Genomic DNA, 25,185 nt, shown 5'->3' with positions numbered 1-25,185 from the left:
CTTAGTTTTTGTTCGGCGTCACGTCTATGCCGTAAGACATGCGCAGACCAGAACTAGGCGCCGTGCTAGCCAACACTTCCGCCTTCGCAGGTGCGACCCGAGCAAGCTGCACCGAGCTTAATTTAGTCTGTGTTTGAGCGTGCACCAAGCCCCAATTGACGGCTCCAACAATACCAGCACAGGCAAATGCACCAAGCACAACCGATGTACGGACACGAATGCCTGGTAAAGTTTTAGTCATGTTTGGAACTACCACTTCTACCGGTGAATCTGCCAGAATGTTATGCGCATTTTCACGCCAAGCCTGACTCTGCCCTTGTTGCTGCATTAATTTTGCAATTAGATTTTCGGCCAAGGCTAAAGCGCGTTCATGCTCTGTTTGCAGTTGTTGCTGCATCGCAGACACTTGTTCTTGATTCTGTAACGTCCGAGTTTGATATTCTTGTTGTAGATCCTGAGTCAAACGACTGGCGTTTTGCTCTTCTTCGAAAGCACGCTCTAAGTCTAGCCGCACTTGCGACTCATGAGCTAGTCTTGCTTGTAATGCCGCAGCAGTCGCGCGCTCGGTATCAAGTGAGCGCTGAACTTCTTCACTCAATTTCTGTTCAATTAAATGCCTCTGTTCAATCTCCAATTTCAGATCAATTTGAAGCTGACATCTTGCATCTTCGAGTGCACTGAGTTTTTCCTGCTCGACAATTTGAAGACAAAGATCCGTTGAATATGCTTTTTGTTTAGCGATGACTTCCTTGCTTATTTCCGCTAATTGCTGCTCACGCTCCAAGTTCGCTAATTGTTCAGCGCTGGCAGACTGTTCTAGCATAGCCCGTGCCGTACTCGCTGCTGTGGCATCCCGTTCCAGCGACAAGCGTTTTTCTGCTTCTAATTGGATCTGTTTTTCTAGTTCCAGTTTATTTGTGATTTCCTGCAAAGCTAATCGCTCTAATTCTTCATTTTTTTTCTGAAATTCATACTGAAGCTGCAATTGCAGATTTTTTTCATTTTCTAGCGATGCGGTGTTTGAAGATGCGTGCTGCAACTGCAATAAATTATCCAAATGCGCTTGGGCTGCAAGTGCCAGTTCTTGTTCGAAAACGGCTGCCTGTTGCGCCAACTCCCTGGCAGCGACTTCAGCATTCAATTTCTGCTGCAAAGCCATTTTCATCTCGTGCTCGGCTTGTGCTCTTAAGGCATACTGCTGCAAATATTCTTGCTCAGCTTCTAAGCGCAATGCGGCGTCAGCCATCGCTTTTGTTTCAAATGCTAATTTTTCCTGAACTACGCTCAACGCTTGAAATTCCAGAGTGGCGCGTTGATTCTCTAGATCCGTCAGTTGCTTTACGTCGAGCAATTTTGCGTTTACCGCTTCCAGTCCTAACGCTTGCGCTTTTGCATGTGTTGCGGCCGCATCGAATAAGGCTTGTTCAGCATTTTTCGTCTGCAAAACCAATGCTTGGGCCGATTTTTCGGCTTCGACACGTAGGCAAGTGACTTCGGCCAATTCGGTTTCTTGCAGCAATTTTTGCGCTATCACTTCCTGTTCGTTTTGCTCAAGCGCGATGCGCCTTTGCTGCTCCAAACTCAGTTGACGTTCTAAGTCTCTACGATCTCTTTCGACTTGGGCAGACTGCAGCAAGAATCTTGTTTTCTCTTCTAATGCCTGTGCGGCCTCACGCTTTATCAACGACTCTTGTTGTGAAGCTTGTAAAGCAAGTGCTTCTAGCTGAGTCAGTTTTTCCACGTCCTTTAGTAACTCTTCATCGTGCTGATGGCGCGCTTGTGCCAAGCGCAGTTTTTCCTGCTCTTGTTCGTGCAAGGCAACTGACGCTGCCAAGGCCAGTTGTTCCGTTGCCAGATTTTGCTCCAGCAATAAAGCAGCCGCCTGCTCCGCTTCCAGCCTTTGTTTCTGCCATTCGCCTAAATTTTCTTCCTGCTGCAAACGTTCGGCGGTCACTCTGAGCAATATTTTTTGCGCGTCGGCATTGGCGGCCAACTCTTGATACATCGCCTGTTCCGCAACACAAATTGCAAGGCTACGCTGATGCTCTTGAAGCAGAATGGACTTATTTTTTTGGGCGAATTGCAAAGCAACTTGTTCAGCCTGTAATTTTGCACTGAGCTCGTGCTCAATGACTTGCTCAATTTTTAGCTGCTCTTCGGTCGCACGGACAATTTCGCTATCGATACTCATACGTCGATCAGCGGCCTGCTCTAACTCTGCAACTTTTTCTTGCTTTTGCAACAGCAACTGATGGGCCCTATGCTGCATTTCCGCATAATTCTTTACTTTTTCAAATAATGACTTCTCGGCAAGCAATTTTTCATCAGTATCTATTTTGGCTTTTTGCTCCAGAACGACACGCTCGCTTGTCATCGCGGTCAAAGCTAATTCACTTTGCAAACGCGATTGCGCTTCTGCCGCAGCCTGCTGCTCCAGCGACAATTTCTCTTGATACGTCTTTTCTGTTAAGGCAATCGCCTCATATTTTTCTTGCTCTATTGCTCTGGCTTGCTCAAGTGCCGTCAGGGCACTCTGTTGAACGGCTGCTGTTTTTTTCTCAAGGCTAGCCAGGGATTCGGCAATCGTCACGCGGGCTAGGGCGGCATTTACTGCAAGCTGGGTCGCATTCGCCTTCTCTCTGCATTGCGCCAATAAGTTTTGCTCGGCCTGCGATTTTTCTTCTAGCAATTGGCGAACTTCACGTTCAGCCGCAAGACGCTCTGCACAAATATTCTTTTGTAGCGTTTCTGCTTCGAGTTTCGCCGCTACCTCACTCAGTAATTGTTTTTCGGCTTCCAGCTTGGTCTGTATCACGCCCCTTGCATTATGTTCTTGCTCAGCCAGCTTAATCTGAACTTGCATCAACTCTGTAGCTTCGTCAGCTTTTTGCTGCGCAACTAGGGCTGTTTCACGTTGCAGCTGCGTGAAGGCGGTCATCTTCGCCAACCGCAAATGCTCGGCACCAAGGAGCGCATTACGCAATTCTTTTGCTTCGGCTTCTTGCTGCTGCCGCGCTTGCAATACCGTCGTTAGTTCGCGTTCATGCGTGGTTTTCTCTAATATATTCTGCGCTGCGTCTCTTTCAGCCTCAAGTTTCTCTTGATTTGCCAAGGCTGCGTCGCGTTCGGCATTCATGCGAATTTTTTCTGCTTTAGCGATCTGCGCAACCTGGCGCGCCTTCAATAAAGCCAAAGTCGCTGTCTTCTTTTGCATGTCCGCTTGCAATTGTGTCTGCTGCAAAAAATACTTTTGCGCATTGAGCGTCGTCTCTAGCGACAAGCTATGCTGTTTATCAGCTTCACTCTTTGCATCCAAGACTTCTTTCTCTTCTTGCTCAAGCTTGAGCCTTAACTCAGCCTCGGCCTTTGCACGTTCCTCACTGGCCAATTTTTCTTGGGTCGCGCCAAGCACGCGCGCGATCGCATCGGCACGGCGTCGCTCGGCCGCCAGTTTCTCCTGAATTAAAGCCAGGGCCTTCACTTCATCACTTGCTCTTTGCTGCTGAACCTGTAAAAGCGCATTTCCTTCTTCGCTTTTCTGTACCGCGACTTGTGCAAGCTGCTCTTGAACTTGTAATTGTTCAAGTGCTGTTTCTAATTTTATTTTTTCGGCGACGCAAACGGTTTCGCTAACAATGCGGCTTGCTTGCTCTGCCTGTTGCTGCAATTGAAGTAACTCGGCCTCAATTTGTTCAGTTTTCTGGCGTTCCTGCGCTTCTAGCTCTTTGGCTTTTTCTTTTTCCAGCTTAAGCTCAAGCGCCACCGCCGCTTTGTTTTCAGCCTGCGCGCGCAAGTTCTCGACTTTGCCTAACTCGAGCGCATTCTTGGTTTTGAGCTCAGTAGCGGCGTTGGCATTTCTCAGCGATTCAGCTTGAAAGGCAATCGCAGTTAATGCCTGCTGCTCCGCATTGGCTTGATCTCGGGCTAATTGCAGCGCCTCGCGTTCAAATCTAGCTCTTTCTTTAGCCACTTGTGTGGCGCGTTGATGCTCTAACGCCAGTTGCCTTGCAATCTCGCTAGCCTCTTGGTCAGCCTGACGGCGTAGCCTCGCCTCTTCAGTGGCGCTGGCCTCGGCCTGCAATCGTGCCCTCGCATCCGTGTCCGCGTATTGCTCAAATTCGACGCGCTTTAAAGCGCTCGCATGTAATTCTCGTTCTGCCTGTATGCGCGATTCGGTGACACTGCGGATTTTTTCTTCCGCGTCACGTCGCGCTTGTGCAGCGGCGGCGGCGACAGTTTCAGCCTGCTCTCTCTTACTGGCGGCCAACAATAAATCCTCATCGGCACGAATACGTAACTGTATCGCCTCACGGGCTCTACGCTCTGAGTCACCACGTGCTTGCGCAATCGCCTCATATTCTCGCTCTACGGCAACACGCGCCAAGGCATCCTCGCGCGCTCTCACCTCAACTGGGGCGCGATTAATTTCACACTCTAGTGCCAAGGCTTCGGCTTGCTCTCTTTCACGATTAAGCTGCTGCGCCTCACTACGCGCTTTGGCCAGCATCTCGGAAGTTTCACGCGCGTCCTTGTCTCTGCGCTCACTATTGCGCGCCAATTCTGCGATGCGCGCATCAACCCGCGCCCGTTCACGTGCCTCGTGTCTGGCCGACAGCGATGCCGCAGCGCGCTCTGCCGCCCACTGCTGAGCAACTTGCGTCTCCTGCACCAGACTTACTGCCGCCGCTTTCGCCTTACCGGCACCCTCACTCTCAACACGCAACTTCTCAAGCACCAGATTTTTGTTTTTTTGTTCAAACAACAAGCGTTGATCCGCCTGCTCTGTCGCTTTGCTTTCCAGTCTTATGCGTTCATTAAATTCTGAAGTTTCTCTAGTTTCCGCCGCTATCCGCGCCTCGCTCACCGCGCCAGACTGACGTTCCGCTTCAAGACGAGTACGACTACTGAGTATCGCTGCTTGCTCCAACTCCAGATTTTTTTGCGCCAGATTAGCCGCATCAACTTCTGTTTGAGCACGTTCCTGCGCCAGGCTTCTGGCACGCGCTTCCGCTTGCAGTCGGTTTTCTGAGGCCACGGTGGCTCGCGCCTCAGCCTCGACTCGCGCGATGGCCTCGCGGATTCCTTTCACATCAATCCGGGAATGTGTTTCTAAATGCGGGTCCGAGAATGAAGCATCGTCGTCCGCATCGAGACGACCATCCATGGAATAGGCTCCCATAGACAATCTATTTAACAATGTTTGGTTTGCATCCATTTCCTACCCCCGATTGATGGCGACTCTAGCGAACAGTACAAATATCTGGCTAGACTCTCATAAACTAAATTATCGATGATAGGCAAACAAAGCATCTTTGGATAAGAAGAGGAAAACGGCCTTATATCTTTGCTATGAAGTGTAAAAAGCCGCGTACAGCAAGACAATCGCAAGATTTCGTGCTAACAAAGCGCCTGCCCAGCACATAAAGTGCCCAGCAACGCAAGGGCTTTGCACCATTTTCACAGTGGGCAACGTAAAATACGGCACGCATCTTTCATTTGTATTTAATTTGCATTTAATCACGTTTTTTGGAGAATTATCTTGTCAGAGCCTGTTATCGAAATCAGACATCCCCTCATGCAGCACAAGCTCACGCTAATGCGTAGCAAAGAGACGACTACCGACAATTTCCGCCGCCTGTTGCGGGAAATCAGCCAGATGCTGGCGTATGAAGTGACACGCGATTTACCTTTAGAAAACATACAGATAGAAACGCCGGTAGCGACTATTGACGCGCCGGCGATTAGCGGGAAAAAACTCTGCGTGATTTCTATTTTACGGGCCGGCAATGGGATACTCGATGGCATGCTCGATCTGCTGCCAAACGCGCGCGTTGGACATATCGGGCTATACCGTGATCCCGAAACTTTAGAACCAGTTGAGTATTATTTTAAAGTACCGGAAGATATCGCTGATCGCCTGGTCATCGTGGTCGACCCTATGCTCGCTACCGGCAACTCTGCTGCTGCTGCAATATCTCGCCTCAAATTACGCGGTGCGGTCAGCATAAAATTTGTTTGTCTACTGGCCGCGCCCGAAGGTATCAAGGTCATGCAAGCGGCTCATCCCGATGTCTCTATCCTGACGGCATCGATAGACCAATGCCTGAACGAGCATGGCTATATTGTCCCAGGCCTGGGCGATGCGGGCGACCGTCTATTTGGTACCAAATAAATTTTTACGTACTTTTAACATGAATAAACCAGAGCTGTTGCAAATGAAATCGAAGTTACCAGAAGTTGGGACTACCGTTTTTTCAGTGATGTCAGCGCTGGCGGCAGAGACCGGCGCCGTCAATTTAGGTCAGGGCTTCCCTGATTTTAATTGCGATCCGCTACTCATCGATGCCGTCACGCTGGCGATGCAAGAGGGCCATAATCAATACCCGCCTATGGCTGGTGTGCCCGCATTACGCAGCGCCATCTCGACCAAAATACAACAGCTCTACGGCCATCTTTACGATGCCGATCATGAGATCACCGTCACCGCCGGTGCGACCCAGGCGATCATGAGCATTTTGCTGGCCTGCGTCCATCCTGGCGATGAAGTGATTGTGATTGAACCGGCTTACGACAGTTATGTTCCGGCGATCAAACTGGCAGGTGGTGTGCCGGTGTTTGTCTCGATGCAGTTAGGAGCGAACGGCTACAGCATAGACTGGGATCAACTGGCCGCGGCAATCAGCCCCAAGACCCGGCTATTGCTGCTCAACTCGCCGCATAATCCCACTGGTTTTGTGTTGCAGGAAAGTGATATTGCGGCGCTCACTCGCATCGTTCAACATACCCAACTGCTGATCGCCTCAGACGAGGTGTATGAACATATGGTGTTTGATGGGCAGCGCCATGAATCGCTGGCACGCTATCCGGAGTTGGCGGCACGCTCCTACATCATTTCCAGCTTTGGTAAGACTTACCATGTCACAGGATGGAAAGTTGGCTTTGTGGCGGCACCGCGCGCACTGATGACAGAATTTCGTAAAGTTCATCAATTCAATGTCTTTACCGTCAATACGCCCATGCAATTGGGACTGGCACGCTACATGGCTGCGCCTCAGCCTTACCTGGAATTGGCAGATTTTTATCAAAAAAAACGTGATAAGTTTCGTGCCGGTTTAGAAAATTCGCGCTTTAAACTACTGCCGACTCATGGCACGTATTTTCAATGCGTCGATTATTCGGCAATCTCGCAAAAATCAGAAAGTGAGTTCGCACAGTGGCTCACGCGCGAGATCGGTGTGGCGGCGATTCCTGTTTCTGCTTTCTATCATCAAGGCCATGAAAGCGGCATAGTCAGATTTTGCTTTGCGAAACAAGATGCCACTTTAGAAAACGCATTGCAACGCTTACAGGCGATTTAAGTAAGATACTCAGAGGGGGTATTATGAGCATGCGCACAGCGGATATGCGCGAATACCCTCATTTTTAGGCATACTCCCTTAGGACTTACGCAAAACCGCCCCAGCGTCGTGGTCTCCGTCTTGCCATACTAAAGTACTGTCTTCGACGGTACGCCTAGCTGGAACAATTTTGCGTAAGTCCTATCCCTAATAATAAGGATTTACAGGGTATTTATTGAGCTACAGGGGTATTTTTTATTTGCAAATCAGCATCAATTTGATCGATATGCTCTTTGCGTTGAAATGCCTTGGCTTCTACCGAGATACGTTGAAGTACTGCAAACAGTTTGCGACGCAGTAACTTGCTATCATTAATGCAGGAAGTGACAAAAAACTTATCATAGCAATCATTTTCCGCTTGCAAGTACCAGAGGCGCAATTGCTCTTGCCCAATCTCAGACTCATTGAGCGCAAGCTCAGCCTGCACTCCGGTTTGTATGCTGGTGGTGGCAAAGCGCACATCCAATTCGGCTATTTTCTTTTGCAAGACGGCAAGCTCAATTTTATCCTCTTGCGCCTGCAGACTCTGGCAAATAAATCCTGTGCTTAGCGCTAGCAACACCAGTACCGTGTTCACGCCATGCCATTGGTAAGTCTTGTTCATTCGTATCCTTGGGTTTTATGCTTTACTGCAGCGCTAGTCCAACATTATAGGTTTAGTTCGGTTCTATGCTTAGCCGCGAGCTAGACAATACCCGCACTTAGGTCGCGTTGATCGGCATCCATGTATTCACGTGACTGCATTTCTATGATCCGTGACACGGTGCGATGAAATTCATTCGACAAAGTACCTGCGGTATATAGTTCTTCAGGAGTCACTTCGGCTGACATGATTAATTTTACTTTATTATCATAAAATACATCAATCAACCACGTGAAACGGCGCGCCTCAGAAGACATCGCTGCCGACATGGCTGGTATAGAAGACAGTATGACCGTATGAAAACGACTGGCGATTTCGAGGTAGTCGTTTTGCGAACGTGGACCGCCGCATAGAGTGGCGAAATCAAACCAAATCACACTACCGGCACGACGCAAAGCTTTCAGTTCGCGCCCTTCAATATTCACATGCCCGTCTTCATCACTGGTTTCTGCGATACGCACAAAGGCCTCACGTAGGCTTTGATCGGTGGCAGCGCACAGCGGCGTCAGATAAGCCTGCACCTGTTCCAAAGCACGCTTACGATAGTCATTGCCCGAATCGACATTGATCACATCTAATTTTGTCTTGAGCAAGGCAATTGTTGGCAGCATCCGGTCTCTATGCAAACCATCCGGATACAGGGTATCGGGCTGATAATTCGAAGTCATGACAAACGACACACCATTTTCGAATAGAGCATTCAACAAATTATATAAAAGCATGGCATCTGCCACGTCAGAAACATGAAATTCATCAAAACAGATCAAACGGTATTTCTTGGCGATGCGGCGCGCCACTTCATCGAGAGGATCAGCCACGCCTTTTAATTCATCCAACTGACGATGCACCGCCCGCATAAATTCGTGAAAGTGCAGCCTGCCCTTGCGCACCACAGGCACCACAGAATAAAAACTATCCATCAAGAAGGATTTGCCGCGCCCGACCCCACCCCACATGTACACGCCGCGCGGCACATCCGGCCGCGTGATGATACGAGTGAATTTATTCGAGCGTTTGGATTTATACAGTACCCACTCATCGTAGGCTTGCTGAAGACGCGCCACTGCAAACTGTTGCGCCGCATCGGCTTGAAAGCCGCGCGTGGTCAATGCATCATGGTAAAACTCGGTGACATTCATGTGCACTAAGAAAAAAGGATAACAAGTTAAACAAAAGCCGCTGATGATTTCTCACCAGCGGCACAGAACCGAAAATTTCTAATTTTTTAGAAATTCAAAGAACGCTTATCGACCGCCAAGGCAGCTTCTTTAGTCGCTTCCGACAAGGAAGGATGCGCATGACAGATGCGTGCGATATCTTCGGCAGAAGCGCGGAACTCCATCGCAACCACCGCTTCAGAGATCAGTTCGGAAGCCATAGGGCCAACGATATGCACACCCAAAATCTCATCGGTAGTAGCGTCAGCCAAAAACTTTACCATGCCCGATGTGTCACCCAAAGCACGGGCGCGACCATTGGCCATAAATGGGAAAGTACCCGCTTTATAGGCTACGCCATCGGCCTTCAGTTGTTGCTCAGTACGACCAACCCAGGCAATTTCAGGTGAAGTGTAAATCACCCAAGGGATAGTATTGAAGTTAACATGACCGTGCTGACCGGCGATACGCTCAGCCACTGCAACGCCCTCTTCTTCTGCCTTATGCGCCAACATAGGGCCACGAACCACGTCACCCACCGCCCACACATTGGTCAAATTAGTTTTGCAATCAGCATCCACCGCGATAAAGCCACGCTCATCAAGTTGCAAGCCCACCGCTTCGGCATTGAGGCCGTTGGTGTTAGGCGTGCGGCCAATGGAGATAATGAGTTTATCAAATACGGCTTTTTGTGCAGCGCCTTTGTCATCGGTATAGTTGACAGTAACGTCTTTTTTACCTTTGACGATGTCGCCGATTTTAACGCCCAAATTAATCGACAAGCCTTGTTTGACGAAAAGTTTGTTCGCTTCTTTGGCGATCTGCTCATCGACTGCACCGAGGAAAGTCGGCAAAGCTTCCAGTACGGTGACTTCCGCACCGCAGCGACGCCATACGCTACCCATCTCCAGACCGATGACACCGGCCCCAATCACACCCAAGCGCTTAGGCACGGCAGCGATAGTCAGTGCGCCATCATTGGAGAGTATTAAGTCTTCATCAAACTCAGCACCTGGCAAAGGACGCGCATTTGATCCAGTCGCAATCACGATATGTTTGCCAGAGATATTTTCTTCGGCCTTACCCGCTACTTTGATGCTGTAAAGACCGTCGACAGCCTGCACAAAGGAAGCGAGACCATGGAAAAAAGTGACTTTATTCTTTTTAAACAGGTAGACGATACCGTCATTATTCTGTTTAACGATGGTGTTTTTACGCGCCAGCATCTGGGCGACATCGAGCTCCAGCCCCTTGACCTTGATACCGTGGTCAGCAAAGGCGTGACCAGCATGCTCAAAGTGTTCGGATGATTGCAGCAATGCCTTAGACGGTATGCAACCGACGTTAGTACAGGTGCCACCCAATGCCGGGCCACCTTTATCATTACTCCAGGCGTCCACGCAAGCGACTGAAAAGCCTAATTGCGCTGCGCGAATAGCAGCAATATAGCCGCCTGGACCGCCGCCGATCACGACGACATCAAATTGTTTACTCATGGATATTCCCAACTTAATCTGGTTTTAATACATCTCTTACCGACAGCACCTGTTACTTATTTTTAGTCTTCTTCTGGAACAAAAATCCAAGCAAGAATATAGGCAACTAAGCCAAACCCAAAATAGAAACTGAAAGTGACGAACAACAAACGCCAGACCCAAGATTCCAGGCCCGTCAATTTACCGAGCCCGCCACAAATCCCGCCCAGCCACTGATCATTTTTCGATCGGCGGAAACGATTCAACTGATTCAGCGAATTGTCTCCATCAACAAAATTTGGAGCGGCCGACGATGGAGCATCCTGCAAGAGTTTGGTCTTGGCTTGCGCGAATTCTGCATCAGTCAGGGCGCCTGACTGATGCAATTCATGCAGACGTTTGATTTCGTCAGCGAGATTCATAGTGTATGGATTTTATAAATCTAACAAAAGACGGGCTGGATCTTCCAGCGCTTCCTTCATCGCTACCAGACCCAAGACAGCTTCGCGACCATCAATGATACGGTGATCGTAAGACATCGCCAGATAGTTCATAGGACGCACCACGATTTGGCCATTCTCAACAACCGCGCGGTCTTTGGTTGCATGCACACCCAAGATCGCTGACTGAGGAGGATTGATAATTGGCGTCGACAACATAGAACCGAAAGTACCACCATTGGAAATGGAGAAAGTACCTCCGGTCAAATCATCTAAAGTCAATTTACCATCTTTTGCCTTGGCACCGAATTCACCGATTTTCTTCTCGATATCGGCGATCGACATTTGATCCGCATTACGCAGAATAGGCACTACCAAACCACGTGGTGAACCGACCGCGATACCAATGTCAAAATAACCGTGGTAGACAATATCATTACCATCAACAGAAGCATTGATCACTGGATATTTCTTAAGTGCAGCTACCGCAGCTTTCACAAAGAAGGACATAAAGCCAAGCTTAACGCCATGCTCTTTTTCAAATTTATCTTTGTACTTGTTACGCAAATCGATTACTGGCTGCATATTGACTTCATTGAAGGTCGTCAAAATCGCGTTAGTCGATTGTGATTGCACCAGGCGCTCTGCAATACGTGCACGCAGACGGCTCATAGGCACGCGCTCTTCTGGACGATCACCCAATTTTGGTGCTGCAGGCGCCGCAACTTGTTGCAGAGCTGGCTTAGCAGCAACCACTGCCACCGGCGCTACTACAGGCACTGCAGCTTTAGCAGAAACAGCGGCTAAAGCGTCGCCCTTAGTAACACGACCATCTTTGCCCGAACCATCAACAGCGCTCGCTGCCAGATTATTTTCAGCCAAAATTTTAGCGGCCGCTGGCATTGCAACACCAGCAGAAGATTTTGCACCGGTATCAACGGCGGCAGCTGCAGTTGCTGCAGGCACTGCCGAGACTTGAATCGGGCTCACTTTTGCAGACGCATCGGTATCCAACATTGCGATCACTTCACCCGCGACGACCAAACTGCCATCGCCCTTGATGATTTGGGTAATCACGCCATCTACCGGCGCTGGCAATTCCATAACGACTTTATCAGTCTCTACATCGACCAGATTTTCATCGCGAGTCACAGCCTCGCCAATTTTTTTATGCCAGGTCAGCAAGGTCGCTTCTGCGACGGATTCAGATAACTGGGGTACTTTTACTTCGATAATTGCCATGTTTTTTCTCCGTTTCGGATTCTATTGGGCGCAGCAGCTTCTACCGCGCCGCATGTCTTTACTTGGTCAGGATATAACCCTTGAGCTTGGAAAAAGCGGTATCCAGTAATGCTTTTTGCTGCGCATAGTGCTTGTCGTAATAACCGACAGCAGGAGACGCACTTGCTGGACGACCTGCATAGGCAAGCTTCTGTCCATCTTCCAAACTTTCAAAGATGTTGTGCTGAATCTGGAACCAAGGTCCCTGATTTTGCGGTTCATCTTGAGTCCAGACCAATTCCGACAACTCAGGGAATTTCTTCAATTCAGCCGCAAAACTCTTATGTGGGAACGGATACAGCTGTTCAACACGAATGATCGCGACATCTGTCAAACCACGCTCTTTACGCGCATTCACCAGATCAAAATAAACCTTACCTGAACAGGCGATAACGCGCTTAACCTTCTTGGCATCGATTTTCTCGTCGACTTCACCGATCACGGTATGAAAACTACCTTTGGCCAATTCCGACAAAGCAGAGCCTGCATCTTTATTCCTGAGCAGAGACTTCGGTGTCATGATTACCAGAGGCTTACGGAACATCCGTATCATCTGACGACGCAATAGATGGAAAATCTGCGCAGCGGTAGTCGGCTGAACAACTTGCATATTATTGTCAGCACACAATTGCAGGAAGCGCTCAGGGCGGGCTGAGGAATGCTCAGGACCTTGGCCTTCATAACCGTGCGGCAACATCATGACCAACCCAGATGCACGGCCCCACTTCACTTCGCCAGAGCTAATGAATTGATCGATGACGACCTGTGCACCATTGGCGAAATCGCCGAATTGCGCTTCCCAGATCGTCAAAGTATTTGGTTCTGCTGTGGAATAACCGTATTCAAACGCCAGTACTGCCTCTTCCGATAAAACAGAGTCAATCACTGTAAATGGTGCTTGCTTCTCTGAAATATTTTGCAGAGGAATATAAGTACCGGCATCCCAACGCTCGCGTTTCTGATCATGTAACACAGCATGACGATGTACGAAAGTACCGCGTCCAGCATCTTGCCCAGTCAAACGGATAGCGTAGCCAGAAGAAACCAGAGACGCATAGGCCAGATGTTCGCCCATACCCCAATCAAGATTCATCTCGCCGCGTCCCATAGTTGCGCGGTCACCCAAGACTTTTTCGACCAGGCTATGCGGTTTAAAACCTTCTGGCACCACTGTAATACGCTGGGCCAGACGCTTTAACTCTGTCATTGGCACAGCAGTATCAGCAGCATCGGTCCACTTACGATTCAGGAAAGGAATCCAGTCAACCGCATATTTATTTTTAAAGTTCGAAATAACTGGGTCGCGGGTATGTTTACCTGCATCCATTGCATCACGGAAGGCTTTCACCATCTGATCGCCAGAATCCGCTGCAATTGTGCCCTGAGCCGACAATCTGTCAGCGTACAGTTTGCGAGTACCTGGATGTTGACCAATTTTCTTGTACATCAAAGGCTGAGTCAAAGCAGGTGTATCTTGCTCGTTATGCCCCAACTTACGATAACAGATGATATCAACCACCACGTCTTTTTTGAATTCCATGCGGTAATCCAAGGCGATTTGCGTCGCCAGAACTACAGCCTCAGGATCATCACCATTGACATGCAATACTGGTGCTTCAATCATCTTAACGACGTCGGAGCAATACAGAGTGGAACGTGAATCGCGCGGATCAGATGTGGTGAAACCGATTTGATTATTGATCACGATATGCATAGTACCGCCAGTACCGTAACCACGCGTCTGCGCCAGATTCAAGGTTTCCATGACCACACCCTGACCTGCAAAAGCAGCGTCACCATGTACCAGAATAGGCAAGACTTGCGAACCGTCTTTATCACCACGACGCTCCATACGCGCCTTGACAGAACCCTCAACGACAGGATTCACGATTTCAAGATGCGATGGATTAAATGCCAGTGACAAATGTACTGGACCGCCTGGAGTAGATACGTCAGAGGAAAAACCCTGGTGATATTTAACGTCACCGGAAGGTAAATCGTCGCCATGCTTGCCTTCAAATTCAGCAAACAGATCCTGCGGCATTTTGCCTAGTGTATTAACCAACACATTCAGACGGCCGCGATGCGCCATACCGATAACGATTTCCTCTACACCGCGCTCACCCGCGCGTTGTATGGTTTCGTCCATGGAAGCGATAAAACTTTCGCTGCCCTCAAGAGAGAAACGCTTTTGTCCCACGTAGCGGGTATGCAGATAACGTTCCAGTCCTTCCGCAGCTGTCAGACGATCAAGTATATGTTTTTTCTTGTCGGCAGTAAAACTTGGAGTCGAGCGTATCGATTCCAATTTCTCTTGCAACCAGCGTTTTTCCGTAGGATCGCTGATGTACATGAATTCAGCACCGATAGAACGGCAATAGGTATCGCGCAAGGAGTTCAATAAATCGCGCAGTGAGCACGTCTCAGCACCAAAATAGGTATTACTGATATTGAACTGTATATCCATATCTGAATCGGTAAAGCCATAGAAACTCGGCTCCAACTCAGGGATACTCGGACGCTCCTGGCGTTGCAAAGGATCCAGGTTTGCCCATTGGCTGCCCAAAAAACGATACGCAGCAATCAATTGCTGAGCGGCCACGCGTTTGCGTCCCATATCAGCATCAGTTGTAGCGAGCACGGTCCGTATCGGGCCTTGCTTTGCACGTTCGGCGAAAGAAGCAATCACAGGAGCATGCGCAACGTCTGGACGGGCGGAACCGTCAACAGCCGGGACATGTTGCATTGCATCGAAATAGGCGCGCCAATTATCAGGCACAGACCCAGGATTATTCAGATACGCCTCATATAGTTCTTCTACGTACGGCGCATTGCCGCCGAACAGATACGAGTTAGCGTTTAATTGTTGCATCATCTTGCTCACCTTTCTTCGCGTTTTGCGAGATTAGCGGGTTAATCTAACCTTCCGCGACACGGCCTGACCGGTTAGCGGATTGCACATCAAGTTGTGGGGAAGGGCTGATTTGAAAATCATTGCAGTTTTGCTTCACTTGTTATTTTTCAGAAAAATGACCAATTGAAGCAAAAATGAAAATACATCCAAAAATTTCACTTTCGAGCCGAAGCATAGCATCTTTATTCAATAAAAAAAAGGCGAGTCACGAAGACTCGCCTTTTTTGCACACTTTTCTAAAAACGCTTAGCGCTTCTCTATCGGTTGCACGTCGCGTGTTTGAGAACCCACAAACAACTGACGTGGACGGCCGATTTTTTGCTCAGGATCAGAAATCATTTCCTTCCACTGAGCGATCCAACCTACGGTACGCGCCAGAGCGAAGATTCCGGTAAACAAGGAAGTTGGAATACCCAGCGCGCGCTGTACGATGCCCGAATAGAAGTCAACGTTTGGGTAAAGTTTGCGAGAAACGAAGTATTCGTCTTCCAGTGCAATTTTCTCCAACGCCATCGCCAATTTAAACAAAGGATCGTCTTGTAAACCGAGCTCCTGCAAGACTTCGTAGCAAGTTTCACGCATCAATTTTGCGCGAGGATCGTAGTTTTTATACACACGATGACCAAAACCCATCAACTTCACGCCAGAATTTTTATCTTTAACCTGTCTGATGAATTCCGGGATGTGATCGACACTGCCGATCTCTTCCAACATACTCAAGGCAGCCTCATTTGCACCACCATGCGCAGGACCCCACAGGCAAGCGATACCCGCAGCGATACAAGCAAAAGGATTGGCACCTGAGGAACCAGCCAGACGAACAGTCGAGGTCGATGCATTTTGCTCGTGATCAGCATGCAAGATCAAAATACGATCAAGAGCGCGCACCAAAACCTCATTGGTTTTATACGGAGCACACGGTGTCGAGAACATCATATGCATAAAGTTAGCACTATACGACAAGTCGTTGCGAGGATAAACAAAAGGCTGACCGATAGAATATTTGTACGCCATCGCCACTAATGTAGGCATTTTCGCGATCAAGCGGATTGCAGAAACTTCGCGGTGGTGCGGATCGTTAATATCCAGAGAATCATGATAAAACGACGCCAGGGCACCAACAGTACCAACCAATACCGACATAGGATGCGCATCACGACGGAAGCCGCGGAAGAAAAATTGCATTTGCTCATGGACCATGGTGTGATTGGTCACTGTTGCAACAAATTTTTCTTTTTCTACTGCATTTGGCAATTCACCATTGAGTAACAAATAGCAAGTTTCCAGGAAGTCGCCGCCATTTACAGCCAACTGTTCGATAGGGTAACCGCGATACAACAATTCGCCCTTATCACCGTCGATGTAGGTAATCGAGGAATTACATGCTGCCGTCGACATAAAACCTGGATCATAGGTAAACATGCCAGTGGTCGCATACAACTTGCGGATATCGATGACATCAGGACCAACTGTCCCTTTGTAAATTGGCATTTCCAATGATGGTGAACCATCGGAAAAAGATAAGGTTGCTTTTATTTCAGAGTTGGTCATGGCTCTTCCTTCGATGTAGAGGTGAGTCGTTAATTAAAAAAACACAAAAAAATTATTGAGCTTAGGCTTGTTGCAATCGAACTAAAAGTGCGCGGACATGAGGAAAATCAACTTCTGCCTCCGGCTGTTTTTTTGCCATCAACAAGTCCATCAAGGTGTTATCTGACAACTCCATCAATCGACTAAAGGCATCGACCTCATCATCAGACATAGCTTCCTCGTGAGCATCTAAGAAGCGCGTCAAAATCAAGTCATTTTCGAGCAAACCACGGCGCGCACGCCAACGCAGTCGAGCACGCTTGGCTGGGTCACTCTGATGGGATTGCATAACATTTTCCGACATAGACGCAGGCATAGATACAGACATAAGCACTTTCAATCAATACTTCTTATTTCAGGCAATTCTCGGCGCAATCAAAAATCACGCTCAGGCGCGAGCTTAAAAACCGCTTGAAATAAGGGCGGCATCCACAGGAAGCCGCTCTTTTTACCACTGAAAAAATCTAAAGATCAGGCTTAGACTGCACGTCTAACCATCAACTCTTTAATCTTGCCAATAGCGCGCGTTGGATTCAAGCCTTTAGGGCAAACGTCCACGCAATTCATAATCGTATGGCAACGGAACAAACGATAAGGATCTTCCAGATTATCCAAGCGCTCACCAGTAGCCTGATCACGTGAATCAGCAATAAAGCGATATGCCTGCAATAATCCAGCAGGACCTACGAATTTATCCGGATTCCACCAGAATGAAGGACAGGAGGTCGAACAACATGCACATAAGATGCATTCATACAGACCATCTAACTCCTCGCGTTCAGTCGGCGACTGCAGACGTTCTTTTTCCGGAGGAATAGTGTCATTCATCAAGTAAGGCTTGATCGAATTGTATTGCTTGAAAAACTGAGTCATGTCGACGATCAGATCGCGTATGACTGGCAAACCTGGCAAGGGGCGCAAAATGATAGGCTCGGTAAGCTCATTCAAGTTGGTAGTGCAAGCCAGGCCATTTTTGCCGTTAATATTCATCGCATCGGAACCGCAAACACCTTCACGGCATGAGCGACGCAGGGCTAGAGAATCATCCACATCTGCCTTGATGCGTTGCAGCGCATCCAGCAACATCTTGTCAGTATCTTGCAATTCAACTGTCAGATCTTGCATGTAAGGCTTAGCATCCTTGTCTGGATCGTAGCGATAGATTTGAAATTTTAATGTGCGTGCCATTGTGTATCTCTTTAAAAAGTACGAGCTTTAGGCTTGAAGGTTTCAACTGTCAGCGGCTTGGTAACGACCGGCTTATAATCTAGGCGATTTCCTTCTGAATACCAAAGCGTGTGTTTCATCCAGTTTTCATCATCACGTTTTTCGTAATCGCGATGAGCGTGCGCACCACGAGACTCTTTACGTGCATTCGCCGATGTGATGGTGGCTTTTGCGGTTTCTATCAGATTATCCAACTCCAAGGCTTCAACACGGGCAGTATTAAAGACTTTAGATTTATCTTTAAAGGAAACATGCTTACGACGCTCATCAAGCACCATGATTTCTTTGTAGCCAGCCTGCAATAAATCATCGGTACGGAACACACCACAGTATTTTTGCATGGTGCTACGAATGTCATTCGCAACATCTTGAACGCGCTCAGAACCTGTACTAGTTTCCAACTTAGCCAAACGTGACAATGCCAGATCAGCCGCATCTGCTGGAAGATCTTTATTGCTGCGCTCTTTAAGCTTACTTGCAACCACGTGGTTACCAGCGGCGCGACCAAACACCAACAGATCGAGCAAGGAATTAGTACCTAAACGATTCGCACCGTGCACGGATACGCAGGCGCACTCACCAATCGCATACAGGCCATTAACGACTTCACTCGCGCCATTTTTAGGAGCGACGACTTGACCATGAATATTCGTAGGGATACCACCCATCTGATAGTGGATAGTTGGCACTACAGGAATTGGTTCTTTAGTCGCGTCGACATTGGCGAACTTATGACCAATTTCCAAAATAGAAGGCAAACGCTTTTGAATTGTATCCGCACCAATATGACGAAGATCGAGCATCACATGGTCTTTGTTCGGACCACAACCGCGACCTTCTTTGATTTCTTGATCCATAGAACGAGAAACGAAATCGCGCGGAGCCAAATCTTTCAGTGTCGGCGCATAGCGCTCCATGAAGCGCTCACCTTGACTATTGACCAAGATACCGCCCTCACCGCGCACACCTTCGGTAATCAATACACCTGCGCCAGCCACGCCAGTAGGGTGAAATTGCCAGAATTCCATATCTTGCAAAGGCAGGCCGGCACGTGCAGCCATACCCATGCCATCACCGGTATTAATAAAGGCATTGGTAGAGGCAGCAAAAATACGTCCAGCACCACCAGTCGCGAAAATTGTGGTTTTCGCTTCCAACATCATCACCTGGCCGGTCTCCATCTCCAGAGCAACCACGCCTAGTACATCACCATCAGCGTCGCGAATCAAATCGATCGCCATCCACTCCACATAGAAATGGGTACGAGCACGCACATTGCGTTGATATAAGGTATGCAATAAAGCATGCCCAGTACGATCGGCTGCTGCGCAAGCGCGCTGAACCGGTTTCTCGCCAAAATTAGCAGTATGACCACCAAACGGACGTTGATAAATCGTGCCGTCAGCATTACGATCAAAAGGCATACCGAAATGTTCTAATTCATACACCACTTTCGGTGCTTCGCGACACATAAATTCAATCGCATCCTGGTCACCCAGATAATCGCCACCTTTAACGGTGTCGAACATGTGCCAGAACCAATTATCTTCCGACATATTACCCAGAGATGCACCGATACCACCTTGTGCAGCAACTGTATGCGAGCGAGTTGGGAAAACTTTGGATAAAACAGCGACGTTGAGCCCAGCCTCTGCCAATTGCAGCGAGGCGCGCATACCGGAGCCACCAGCTCCGATGATGACAGCGTCAAAACGACGGGAAGGAATGGCGGATTTGATTGCAGCCACGGTTAAACTCTCCACAAAATCTGTGCCGCATATCCGGCACTAGCGACCAACCACACAATAGTGGCGACCTGAAACACAAGACGCAAAATCACTGACTGCGTCACATAATCCATCCAGACATCACGCATACCAACCCAGGCATGGTAAAACAGTGCCATGAAGACGGTGAAGGTGGCTAGTTTGAACCATTGTTGAGCAAAAATCCCAGCCCAGCCTTCATAGGAAAAATTGTTTCCTGTTAAAAACAAGCCCAACAAGATAATGGTATAGATGGCCATAATGATCGCGGTGACGCGCTGAGCCAACCAATCACGCAAGCCATAGCTGGCACCGACCACCAGACGCTTAGGTCCAATATTATTATTCGCCATCAAAATACTCCAAACAATTTCAATGCAACTACTGCAGTCAATGCGAGACTAAACAGCAAAACGGAAACTGCCGATTTACGTGCGGAATCTTTATCTAACCCCATATGCAGGTCCATCAGCAAGTGACGAACGCCAGCACTAAAATGATGCAAATACGCCCACACCAAGGCCAAGATCACTAACTTAACAAAAATACCAGAGGTAAATTCTTTAAGGACAGCGAATGAACTCTCAGAACTCAAGCTCATTTCAAGCAAATACAAAATAAATGGCAATAACAAAAACATCAACATGCCACTTCCACGATGCAAGATCGAAACAAAGCCAGCCAACGGCAATCTATAGCCACCAGCAACCGCATCGATCAAGCGCATCTTGCCAAAGCGCGGCTTATTTTTTACTACTTCAGACATAAATAATCTCCCCATTAATAGCCTGTACAAAAACCTTACAATTTTCGCCTATTTTGGTGCATCGCACCAACAAAAAAGACAGGTATTTGCAAAATACTCGCGCCTTACAGTCAAATTTCACAAAAAACACGGAAATATTGGTGTTTATAAGGAAGTTAACTCAGCTCATTCTGATAATGATGCGCACTAGTTAAATACAAGCCGCGACGTAACTCCACCGGCTTATCCCCATATGTAAATGAGACCCGCTCCACATTCAACAATGGAGTGCCGACATCAACATTAAGCAATTGCGCCGCCGACTCATCAGCGCACACTGCGCGAAGTTGCTCAGAGGCACGTATCATATGCGTGCCAAACTCACTCTCAAACAACCCGTACATGGGCCCCTTGTATTCATTTAAGCGCTCAGCGGTCAAACCCTTAAAAATCGAACCTGGCAACCAAAGGTCGTCCAAGATGGTAGGGATGGCGGAAAATGACTGCACCCTGCGCAGAAACACCACTGAATCACCCGATTTAATATCCAGCAAGCGCGCCACATCCGCAGGTGCGCGCAAGCGCTTCACCTCTACAATGCGATTTTCAGGGTAATGCGGCACACCTTCATCGGGCAGCAATCTCAAGAAACGAAATTGCGATCGTGCTTCATGGTGAGTCGCGACGAATGTCCCCTTCCCTTGCCGCCGTATCACCAGATTATCCGCAGACATCTCATCAATAGCCTTGCGCACCGTCCCTTGACTCACTTTAAATCTTAGTGCCAATTCGTTTTCACTCGGAATTAACTCCCCGGGTTTCCACTCGCCAGACTGCAGACTTTGCGTAATCAAGGCCTTAATTTGTTGATACAAGGGACTAAAAGTCGGCGACGCAAACGACGCAGCACTACCAGCAACGGCGGCAGGCGAGGTCAATCCAGGATTTTGGACAATAGCGGTGAGGTGCGGTGAATTCATAAGCCTCAATTTCAACACAGAACACACCAGCAAGTCCAGAGAAAAGTACTAAGTTATGTGTCTTATATAAGACATAAGATATAGATTGACACCTGAAGCGGGCGAACTTAAAATCAGGGGAATAAATTGCGAGCATAAAACGAACACCATAGCGAACACTATAGCCAGTACACAGAAAAAGTAAAGGCTAAGTCCCAGTAAAGCCCTCAAGCCTTAATTAGCGGCAGAAATACTTAGGCACAAAAGTCGTGCTCAATTTGCTCTACGTCAGCTAAAGGCGATAAGCAAGTTCAAATTTGGCTGACTTGATTTGCGTTCAAAGGTATGATGGTGAGTTTGCTGATTTCGCATTATTTTTAAAACACAGAATTTAATCTTTTACTTTAAAATTTAAGTATTCAGATACACCGATTTCAACCCCACTTTTACACCACTTCGGAGATTCATCATGGCAAAATCCCCTATGCGCGTTGCTGTTACTGGCGCCGCTGGCCAAATTGGCTATTCCTTACTATTTCGCATCGCCAATGGCGACATGCTGGGCAAAGACCAGCCAGTAATTTTGCAATTACTAGAAATCCCTGACGAAAAAGCGCAAAAAGCACTCAAAGGCGTCATGATGGAAATCGATGACTGCGCCTTCCCATTATTGGCTGGAATGACAGCGCATAGTGATCCTATGACGGCATTTAAAGATATCGATGTCGCTTTATTGGTTGGCGCACGTCCACGTGGACCTGGCATGGAACGCAAAGACTTGCTCGAAGCCAATGCACAAATTTTCACAGTGCAAGGCAAGGCACTCGATGCCGTTGCCTCACGCAATGTCAAGATCTTGGTCGTAGGCAATCCAGCCAACACCAATGCTTACATCGCCATGAAATCAGCTCCTAGTCTGCCAGCGAAAAACTTCACTGCGATGTTGCGTCTGGATCACAACCGTGCATTGTCACAAGTCGCTGCGAAAATTGGCAAGCCAGTTGCAGCGATTGAAAAACTCTGCGTTTGGGGTAATCACTCGCCAACTATGTATGCAGACTATCGCTTCGCGACTGCTGACGGCCAATCAGTTAAAGATTTGATCAATGACCAAGTCTGGAACAAGGACGTGTTCTTGCCTACAGTCGGTAAGCGTGGCGCGGCCATTATCGAAGCACGCGGTCTGTCTTCTGCAGCATCCGCAGCAAACGCAGCAATTGACCATGTACGCGACTGGGTACTGGGCACTAACGGCAAGTGGACAACCATGGGCATTCCTTCAGATGGCTCTTATGGCATCCCAGAAGGAACCATGTTTGGTTTCCCTGTAACAACAGAAAACGGCGAATACACGATTATTCAAGGTTTGGAAATCGACGAATTCTCGCGTGAACGCATCAATGTTACTCTTGCTGAATTGCAAGAAGAGCGCGATGGCGTGAAACACCTGGTAGGCTAATCGCTTGCAAGGCGGCAAAAGCATGCAAGCATGCTTTTGCCGCCTATTTTTTTGAATACTCCCATCTTGACACATCCCTCACTCGTCTTATTTCAGGATCAATCAGCACCGCGCTTCTTGCCCGTCTGTGATCACTATGCAGGCTCAGAGAAACTGATGCGAAAATCCATGCTCATGCAGTCCGAGCTTGGTTCAATTTTCGACATCACCTTCGATTGCGAAGATGGCGCTGCCACTGGCAATGAGGCCGAGCACGCCACCCTAGTGGCCACTCTATTAAATTCGGAAGAAAATAAATTCCAGCGCATCGGTGTGCGCGTCCACGATATTGAGAGTCGTTTTTTCGAAGCAGACCTGCGCACGATCATAGGCATAGCTGTCGAAAAAATTGCATATCTGGTGCTGCCGAAGATACAAGACGCGCAGCAAGTGAGTGCGGCGATCGCGAAAATCAATCAGCTGTCGCAAGTCCATGGACGTGCAGCGATCCCGATTCACGTGCTGATAGAGACCCATAGTGCGCTTGCTGAAGTACACCAAATCGCAGCTCTGCCACAGGTTGAATGTTTGTCGTTTGGCATTATGGATTTTGTGTCCTCACATTTCGGCGCAATTCCAGCCAATGCCATGCGCTCGCCCGGGCAATTTACGCATCCACTGATCATGCGGGCCAAGCTAGAAATCGCCGCCGCCTGCCATCGCTACGGGAAAATTCCGTCACACAATGTTACAACCGAATTCAAAGATTCAGCTATAGTTTCAGGTGACGCGACGCGTGCGATAATGGAGTGTGCTTATACCAGAATGTGGAGCATACATCCCAATCAAATTAAACCTATCATCAAGGCACTTTCACCGAGAAGCGCAGAAATTAATGAGGCGATAACGATATTGGGAGCGGCGCAGCAGCAGCAATGGGGACCTATCCAAATCAATGGCCGCTTGCATGACAGGGCGAGTTATCGACATTACTGGTTACTACTGAAGAAAGCGCAAATGGCACAAATAACACTGCCAGAGAACGCACAACATTTTTTGTAAATCGCGGCATTACCATATTAGCCGCACCTAGGAGACAGCATGAAAAAACTTATACAACTGATTAGCATTGCCACACTCGCCACCAGCATTTTGGCAATTGCAACTCAGGCACAAGCAAATCCGACGCCTACAAAAACAAAATCAACAAAAACGACTAAAGCGGCGACGCCGGCGGTGGTCGATGAAGACGAGGCTGAGCCAAATGTACAAATGAGCAAATCATTTGAATACAAATGTGAACTCGGCAACACTTTAACCATGTACACCAATGTCGATGACCAGCAACATGTAGGCATGCGTTGGAAGCATCGCATCTATCGCATGACAAGAATGGAAACATCAACTGGTGCCAATCGTTTTGAGAACACTAAGGCCGGTTTCGTCTTCATAGGCATTCCAGCTAAGGGCTTGTTACTTGATTCACGCCGTGGTCAGCAACTTGCTAATGAGTGCAAAACAACCGATCCTACTTTGGCGGAAGCACTCAATGTATCAGATGCTCCGATTCCAAGAGTCAATTAATCGACTATTCCGAAGTCGCGCGGTTTTAGCCCTGGCTTAGATTGCCGACGACGTTCACTGGCACTTGATAGTGTCGCCGAGACGATCCCAAAAAGGATGAATTTTTTAAGAAATTCATCCTTTTTGTTTTTTCCGGAGAACAAAACTGCTGTGAGGCTCAAACAATTTTAGCTGTAATCTGGCTGTAAGCCTGTAGGTCTATTCTTGACTTGTTGCGCCTACTAGGACTCAGTGGGATTGCGCAACAAGCCAACAATTTAACTTTATCAAGGACATCAGTATGTGGAAAATTGCCGTAGGATTTGTTCTGTTTGCCGCACTCGCGCTCTTCATCATCTTTAAGGCCGGCGACAAGGTGGACATGCAAGGTGAAAGTGGCAACCCTACCGAAGCACATGCAGAATCTGCGTCGGCTACTGCCGCAGAAAAAGCACCTGCATCATTGCCTGCGGCAACTGCAGCCGCCAGCGCTATCCCTGCCGTTGATCCTGCTGCCCTCAGCGCCAGCAAATAAACTCAAGAGCGCAGCCTAGGCTGCACCGTACGCCTGGCGCCTGGCGCATCATCCG

20 protein-coding genes are annotated in these 25,185 nt (G+C 48.3%); 6 read left to right on the top strand and 14 right to left on the bottom strand.

Annotated elements, in window-relative coordinates; all coding sequences use genetic code 11:
* Window position 1: 1 nt before the first annotated feature.
* Complete coding sequence (locus EJN92_RS18580) at window positions 2-5,179, bottom strand: hypothetical protein (RefSeq protein ID WP_126129187.1); 5,178 nt, start codon at window positions 5,177-5,179, stop codon at window positions 2-4.
* Between the two features lie 396 nt (window positions 5,180-5,575).
* Here EJN92_RS18580 and upp point away from each other — a divergent pair, with 396 nt between their 5' ends.
* Both upp and EJN92_RS18570 read left to right on the top strand, forming a co-directional pair.
* On the top strand, window positions 5,576-6,172 hold the full coding sequence (gene upp, locus EJN92_RS18575; protein ID WP_265415625.1) for a uracil phosphoribosyltransferase: 597 nt from the start codon (window positions 5,576-5,578) through the stop codon (window positions 6,170-6,172).
* Window positions 6,173-6,191: 19 nt separating this feature from the next.
* Complete coding sequence (locus EJN92_RS18570) at window positions 6,192-7,358, top strand: pyridoxal phosphate-dependent aminotransferase (RefSeq protein ID WP_126129185.1); 1,167 nt, start codon at window positions 6,192-6,194, stop codon at window positions 7,356-7,358.
* A gap of 211 nt (window positions 7,359-7,569) precedes the next feature.
* Here the strand turns inward: EJN92_RS18570 and EJN92_RS18565 are convergent, their stop codons facing one another.
* The 13 genes from EJN92_RS18565 to EJN92_RS18505 all read right to left on the bottom strand — a co-directional run bounded on the left by EJN92_RS18565 (window position 7,570) and on the right by EJN92_RS18505 (window position 21,624).
* Window positions 7,570-8,001: a hypothetical protein gene (locus EJN92_RS18565; protein ID WP_126129184.1), complete on the bottom strand. Its 432-nt coding sequence runs from the start codon at window positions 7,999-8,001 to the stop codon at window positions 7,570-7,572.
* An 80-nt stretch (window positions 8,002-8,081) separates the two neighbouring features.
* Window positions 8,082-9,179, bottom strand: a complete 1,098-nt coding sequence (gene zapE, locus EJN92_RS18560; RefSeq protein ID WP_126129183.1) for a cell division protein ZapE — start codon at window positions 9,177-9,179, stop codon at window positions 8,082-8,084.
* Between the two features lie 86 nt (window positions 9,180-9,265).
* A complete protein-coding gene (gene lpdA, locus EJN92_RS18555) occupies window positions 9,266-10,693 on the bottom strand; it encodes a dihydrolipoyl dehydrogenase (protein WP_126129182.1) in 1,428 nt (475 codons plus the stop codon).
* 62 nt (window positions 10,694-10,755) lie between these two features.
* On the bottom strand, window positions 10,756-11,094 hold the full coding sequence (locus EJN92_RS18550; protein ID WP_126129181.1) for a PspC domain-containing protein: 339 nt from the start codon (window positions 11,092-11,094) through the stop codon (window positions 10,756-10,758).
* A gap of 12 nt (window positions 11,095-11,106) precedes the next feature.
* Window positions 11,107-12,354 (bottom strand): 2-oxoglutarate dehydrogenase complex dihydrolipoyllysine-residue succinyltransferase, encoded by a 1,248-nt coding sequence (odhB, locus tag EJN92_RS18545; protein ID WP_126129180.1) that lies wholly within the window; start codon window positions 12,352-12,354, stop codon window positions 11,107-11,109.
* Between the two features lie 58 nt (window positions 12,355-12,412).
* Window positions 12,413-15,268 carry a 2-oxoglutarate dehydrogenase E1 component gene (locus EJN92_RS18540; protein ID WP_126129179.1) on the bottom strand — a complete coding sequence of 952 codons (2,856 nt, stop codon included), beginning with the start codon at window positions 15,266-15,268 and terminating at the stop codon, window positions 12,413-12,415.
* Between the two features lie 285 nt (window positions 15,269-15,553).
* Window positions 15,554-16,858 carry a citrate synthase gene (gene gltA, locus EJN92_RS18535; RefSeq protein WP_126129178.1) on the bottom strand — a complete coding sequence of 435 codons (1,305 nt, stop codon included), beginning with the start codon at window positions 16,856-16,858 and terminating at the stop codon, window positions 15,554-15,556.
* Between the two features lie 61 nt (window positions 16,859-16,919).
* On the bottom strand, window positions 16,920-17,225 hold the full coding sequence (locus tag EJN92_RS18530) for an FAD assembly factor SdhE (RefSeq protein WP_407701528.1): 306 nt from the start codon (window positions 17,223-17,225) through the stop codon (window positions 16,920-16,922).
* 149 nt (window positions 17,226-17,374) lie between these two features.
* Window positions 17,375-18,085 carry a succinate dehydrogenase iron-sulfur subunit gene (locus EJN92_RS18525; RefSeq protein WP_126129177.1) on the bottom strand — a complete coding sequence of 237 codons (711 nt, stop codon included), beginning with the start codon at window positions 18,083-18,085 and terminating at the stop codon, window positions 17,375-17,377.
* An 11-nt stretch (window positions 18,086-18,096) separates the two neighbouring features.
* Window positions 18,097-19,872 (bottom strand): succinate dehydrogenase flavoprotein subunit, encoded by a 1,776-nt coding sequence (gene sdhA, locus EJN92_RS18520; protein ID WP_126129176.1) that lies wholly within the window; start codon window positions 19,870-19,872, stop codon window positions 18,097-18,099.
* Between the two features lie 2 nt (window positions 19,873-19,874).
* Window positions 19,875-20,243 carry a succinate dehydrogenase, hydrophobic membrane anchor protein gene (gene sdhD / locus EJN92_RS18515; RefSeq protein ID WP_126129175.1) on the bottom strand — a complete coding sequence of 123 codons (369 nt, stop codon included), beginning with the start codon at window positions 20,241-20,243 and terminating at the stop codon, window positions 19,875-19,877.
* Window positions 20,243-20,656, bottom strand: coding sequence for a succinate dehydrogenase, cytochrome b556 subunit (sdhC, locus tag EJN92_RS18510; protein WP_126129174.1), 414 nt, complete (start codon window positions 20,654-20,656; stop codon window positions 20,243-20,245). Before sdhC ends, sdhD begins: the two co-directional genes overlap by 1 nt.
* 155 nt (window positions 20,657-20,811) lie before the next feature.
* Window positions 20,812-21,624: a GntR family transcriptional regulator gene (locus EJN92_RS18505; RefSeq protein ID WP_407701562.1), complete on the bottom strand. Its 813-nt coding sequence runs from the start codon at window positions 21,622-21,624 to the stop codon at window positions 20,812-20,814.
* 439 nt (window positions 21,625-22,063) lie between these two features.
* Between EJN92_RS18505 and EJN92_RS18500 the strand changes: the two genes are divergently transcribed.
* The 4 genes from EJN92_RS18500 (at window position 22,064) to EJN92_RS18485 (ending at window position 25,130) form a co-directional block, all read left to right on the top strand.
* Complete coding sequence (locus EJN92_RS18500) at window positions 22,064-23,053, top strand: malate dehydrogenase (RefSeq protein WP_126129172.1); 990 nt, start codon at window positions 22,064-22,066, stop codon at window positions 23,051-23,053.
* 30 nt (window positions 23,054-23,083) lie between these two features.
* On the top strand, window positions 23,084-24,094 hold the full coding sequence (locus EJN92_RS18495; RefSeq protein WP_126129171.1) for an HpcH/HpaI aldolase/citrate lyase family protein: 1,011 nt from the start codon (window positions 23,084-23,086) through the stop codon (window positions 24,092-24,094).
* Between the two features lie 39 nt (window positions 24,095-24,133).
* A complete protein-coding gene (locus EJN92_RS18490; protein WP_194074947.1) occupies window positions 24,134-24,616 on the top strand; it encodes a hypothetical protein in 483 nt (160 codons plus the stop codon).
* Between the two features lie 280 nt (window positions 24,617-24,896).
* On the top strand, window positions 24,897-25,130 hold the full coding sequence (locus tag EJN92_RS18485; protein WP_126129170.1) for a hypothetical protein: 234 nt from the start codon (window positions 24,897-24,899) through the stop codon (window positions 25,128-25,130).
* Window positions 25,131-25,185: the final 55 nt, after the last annotated feature.

This window comes from Undibacterium parvum (genome assembly GCF_003955735.1).
Classification (GTDB): domain Bacteria; phylum Pseudomonadota; class Gammaproteobacteria; order Burkholderiales; family Burkholderiaceae_D; genus Undibacterium; species Undibacterium parvum.
Note: the sequence above shows the minus strand (reverse complement) of the source record. Positions and strands in the feature narration are given on the sequence as shown.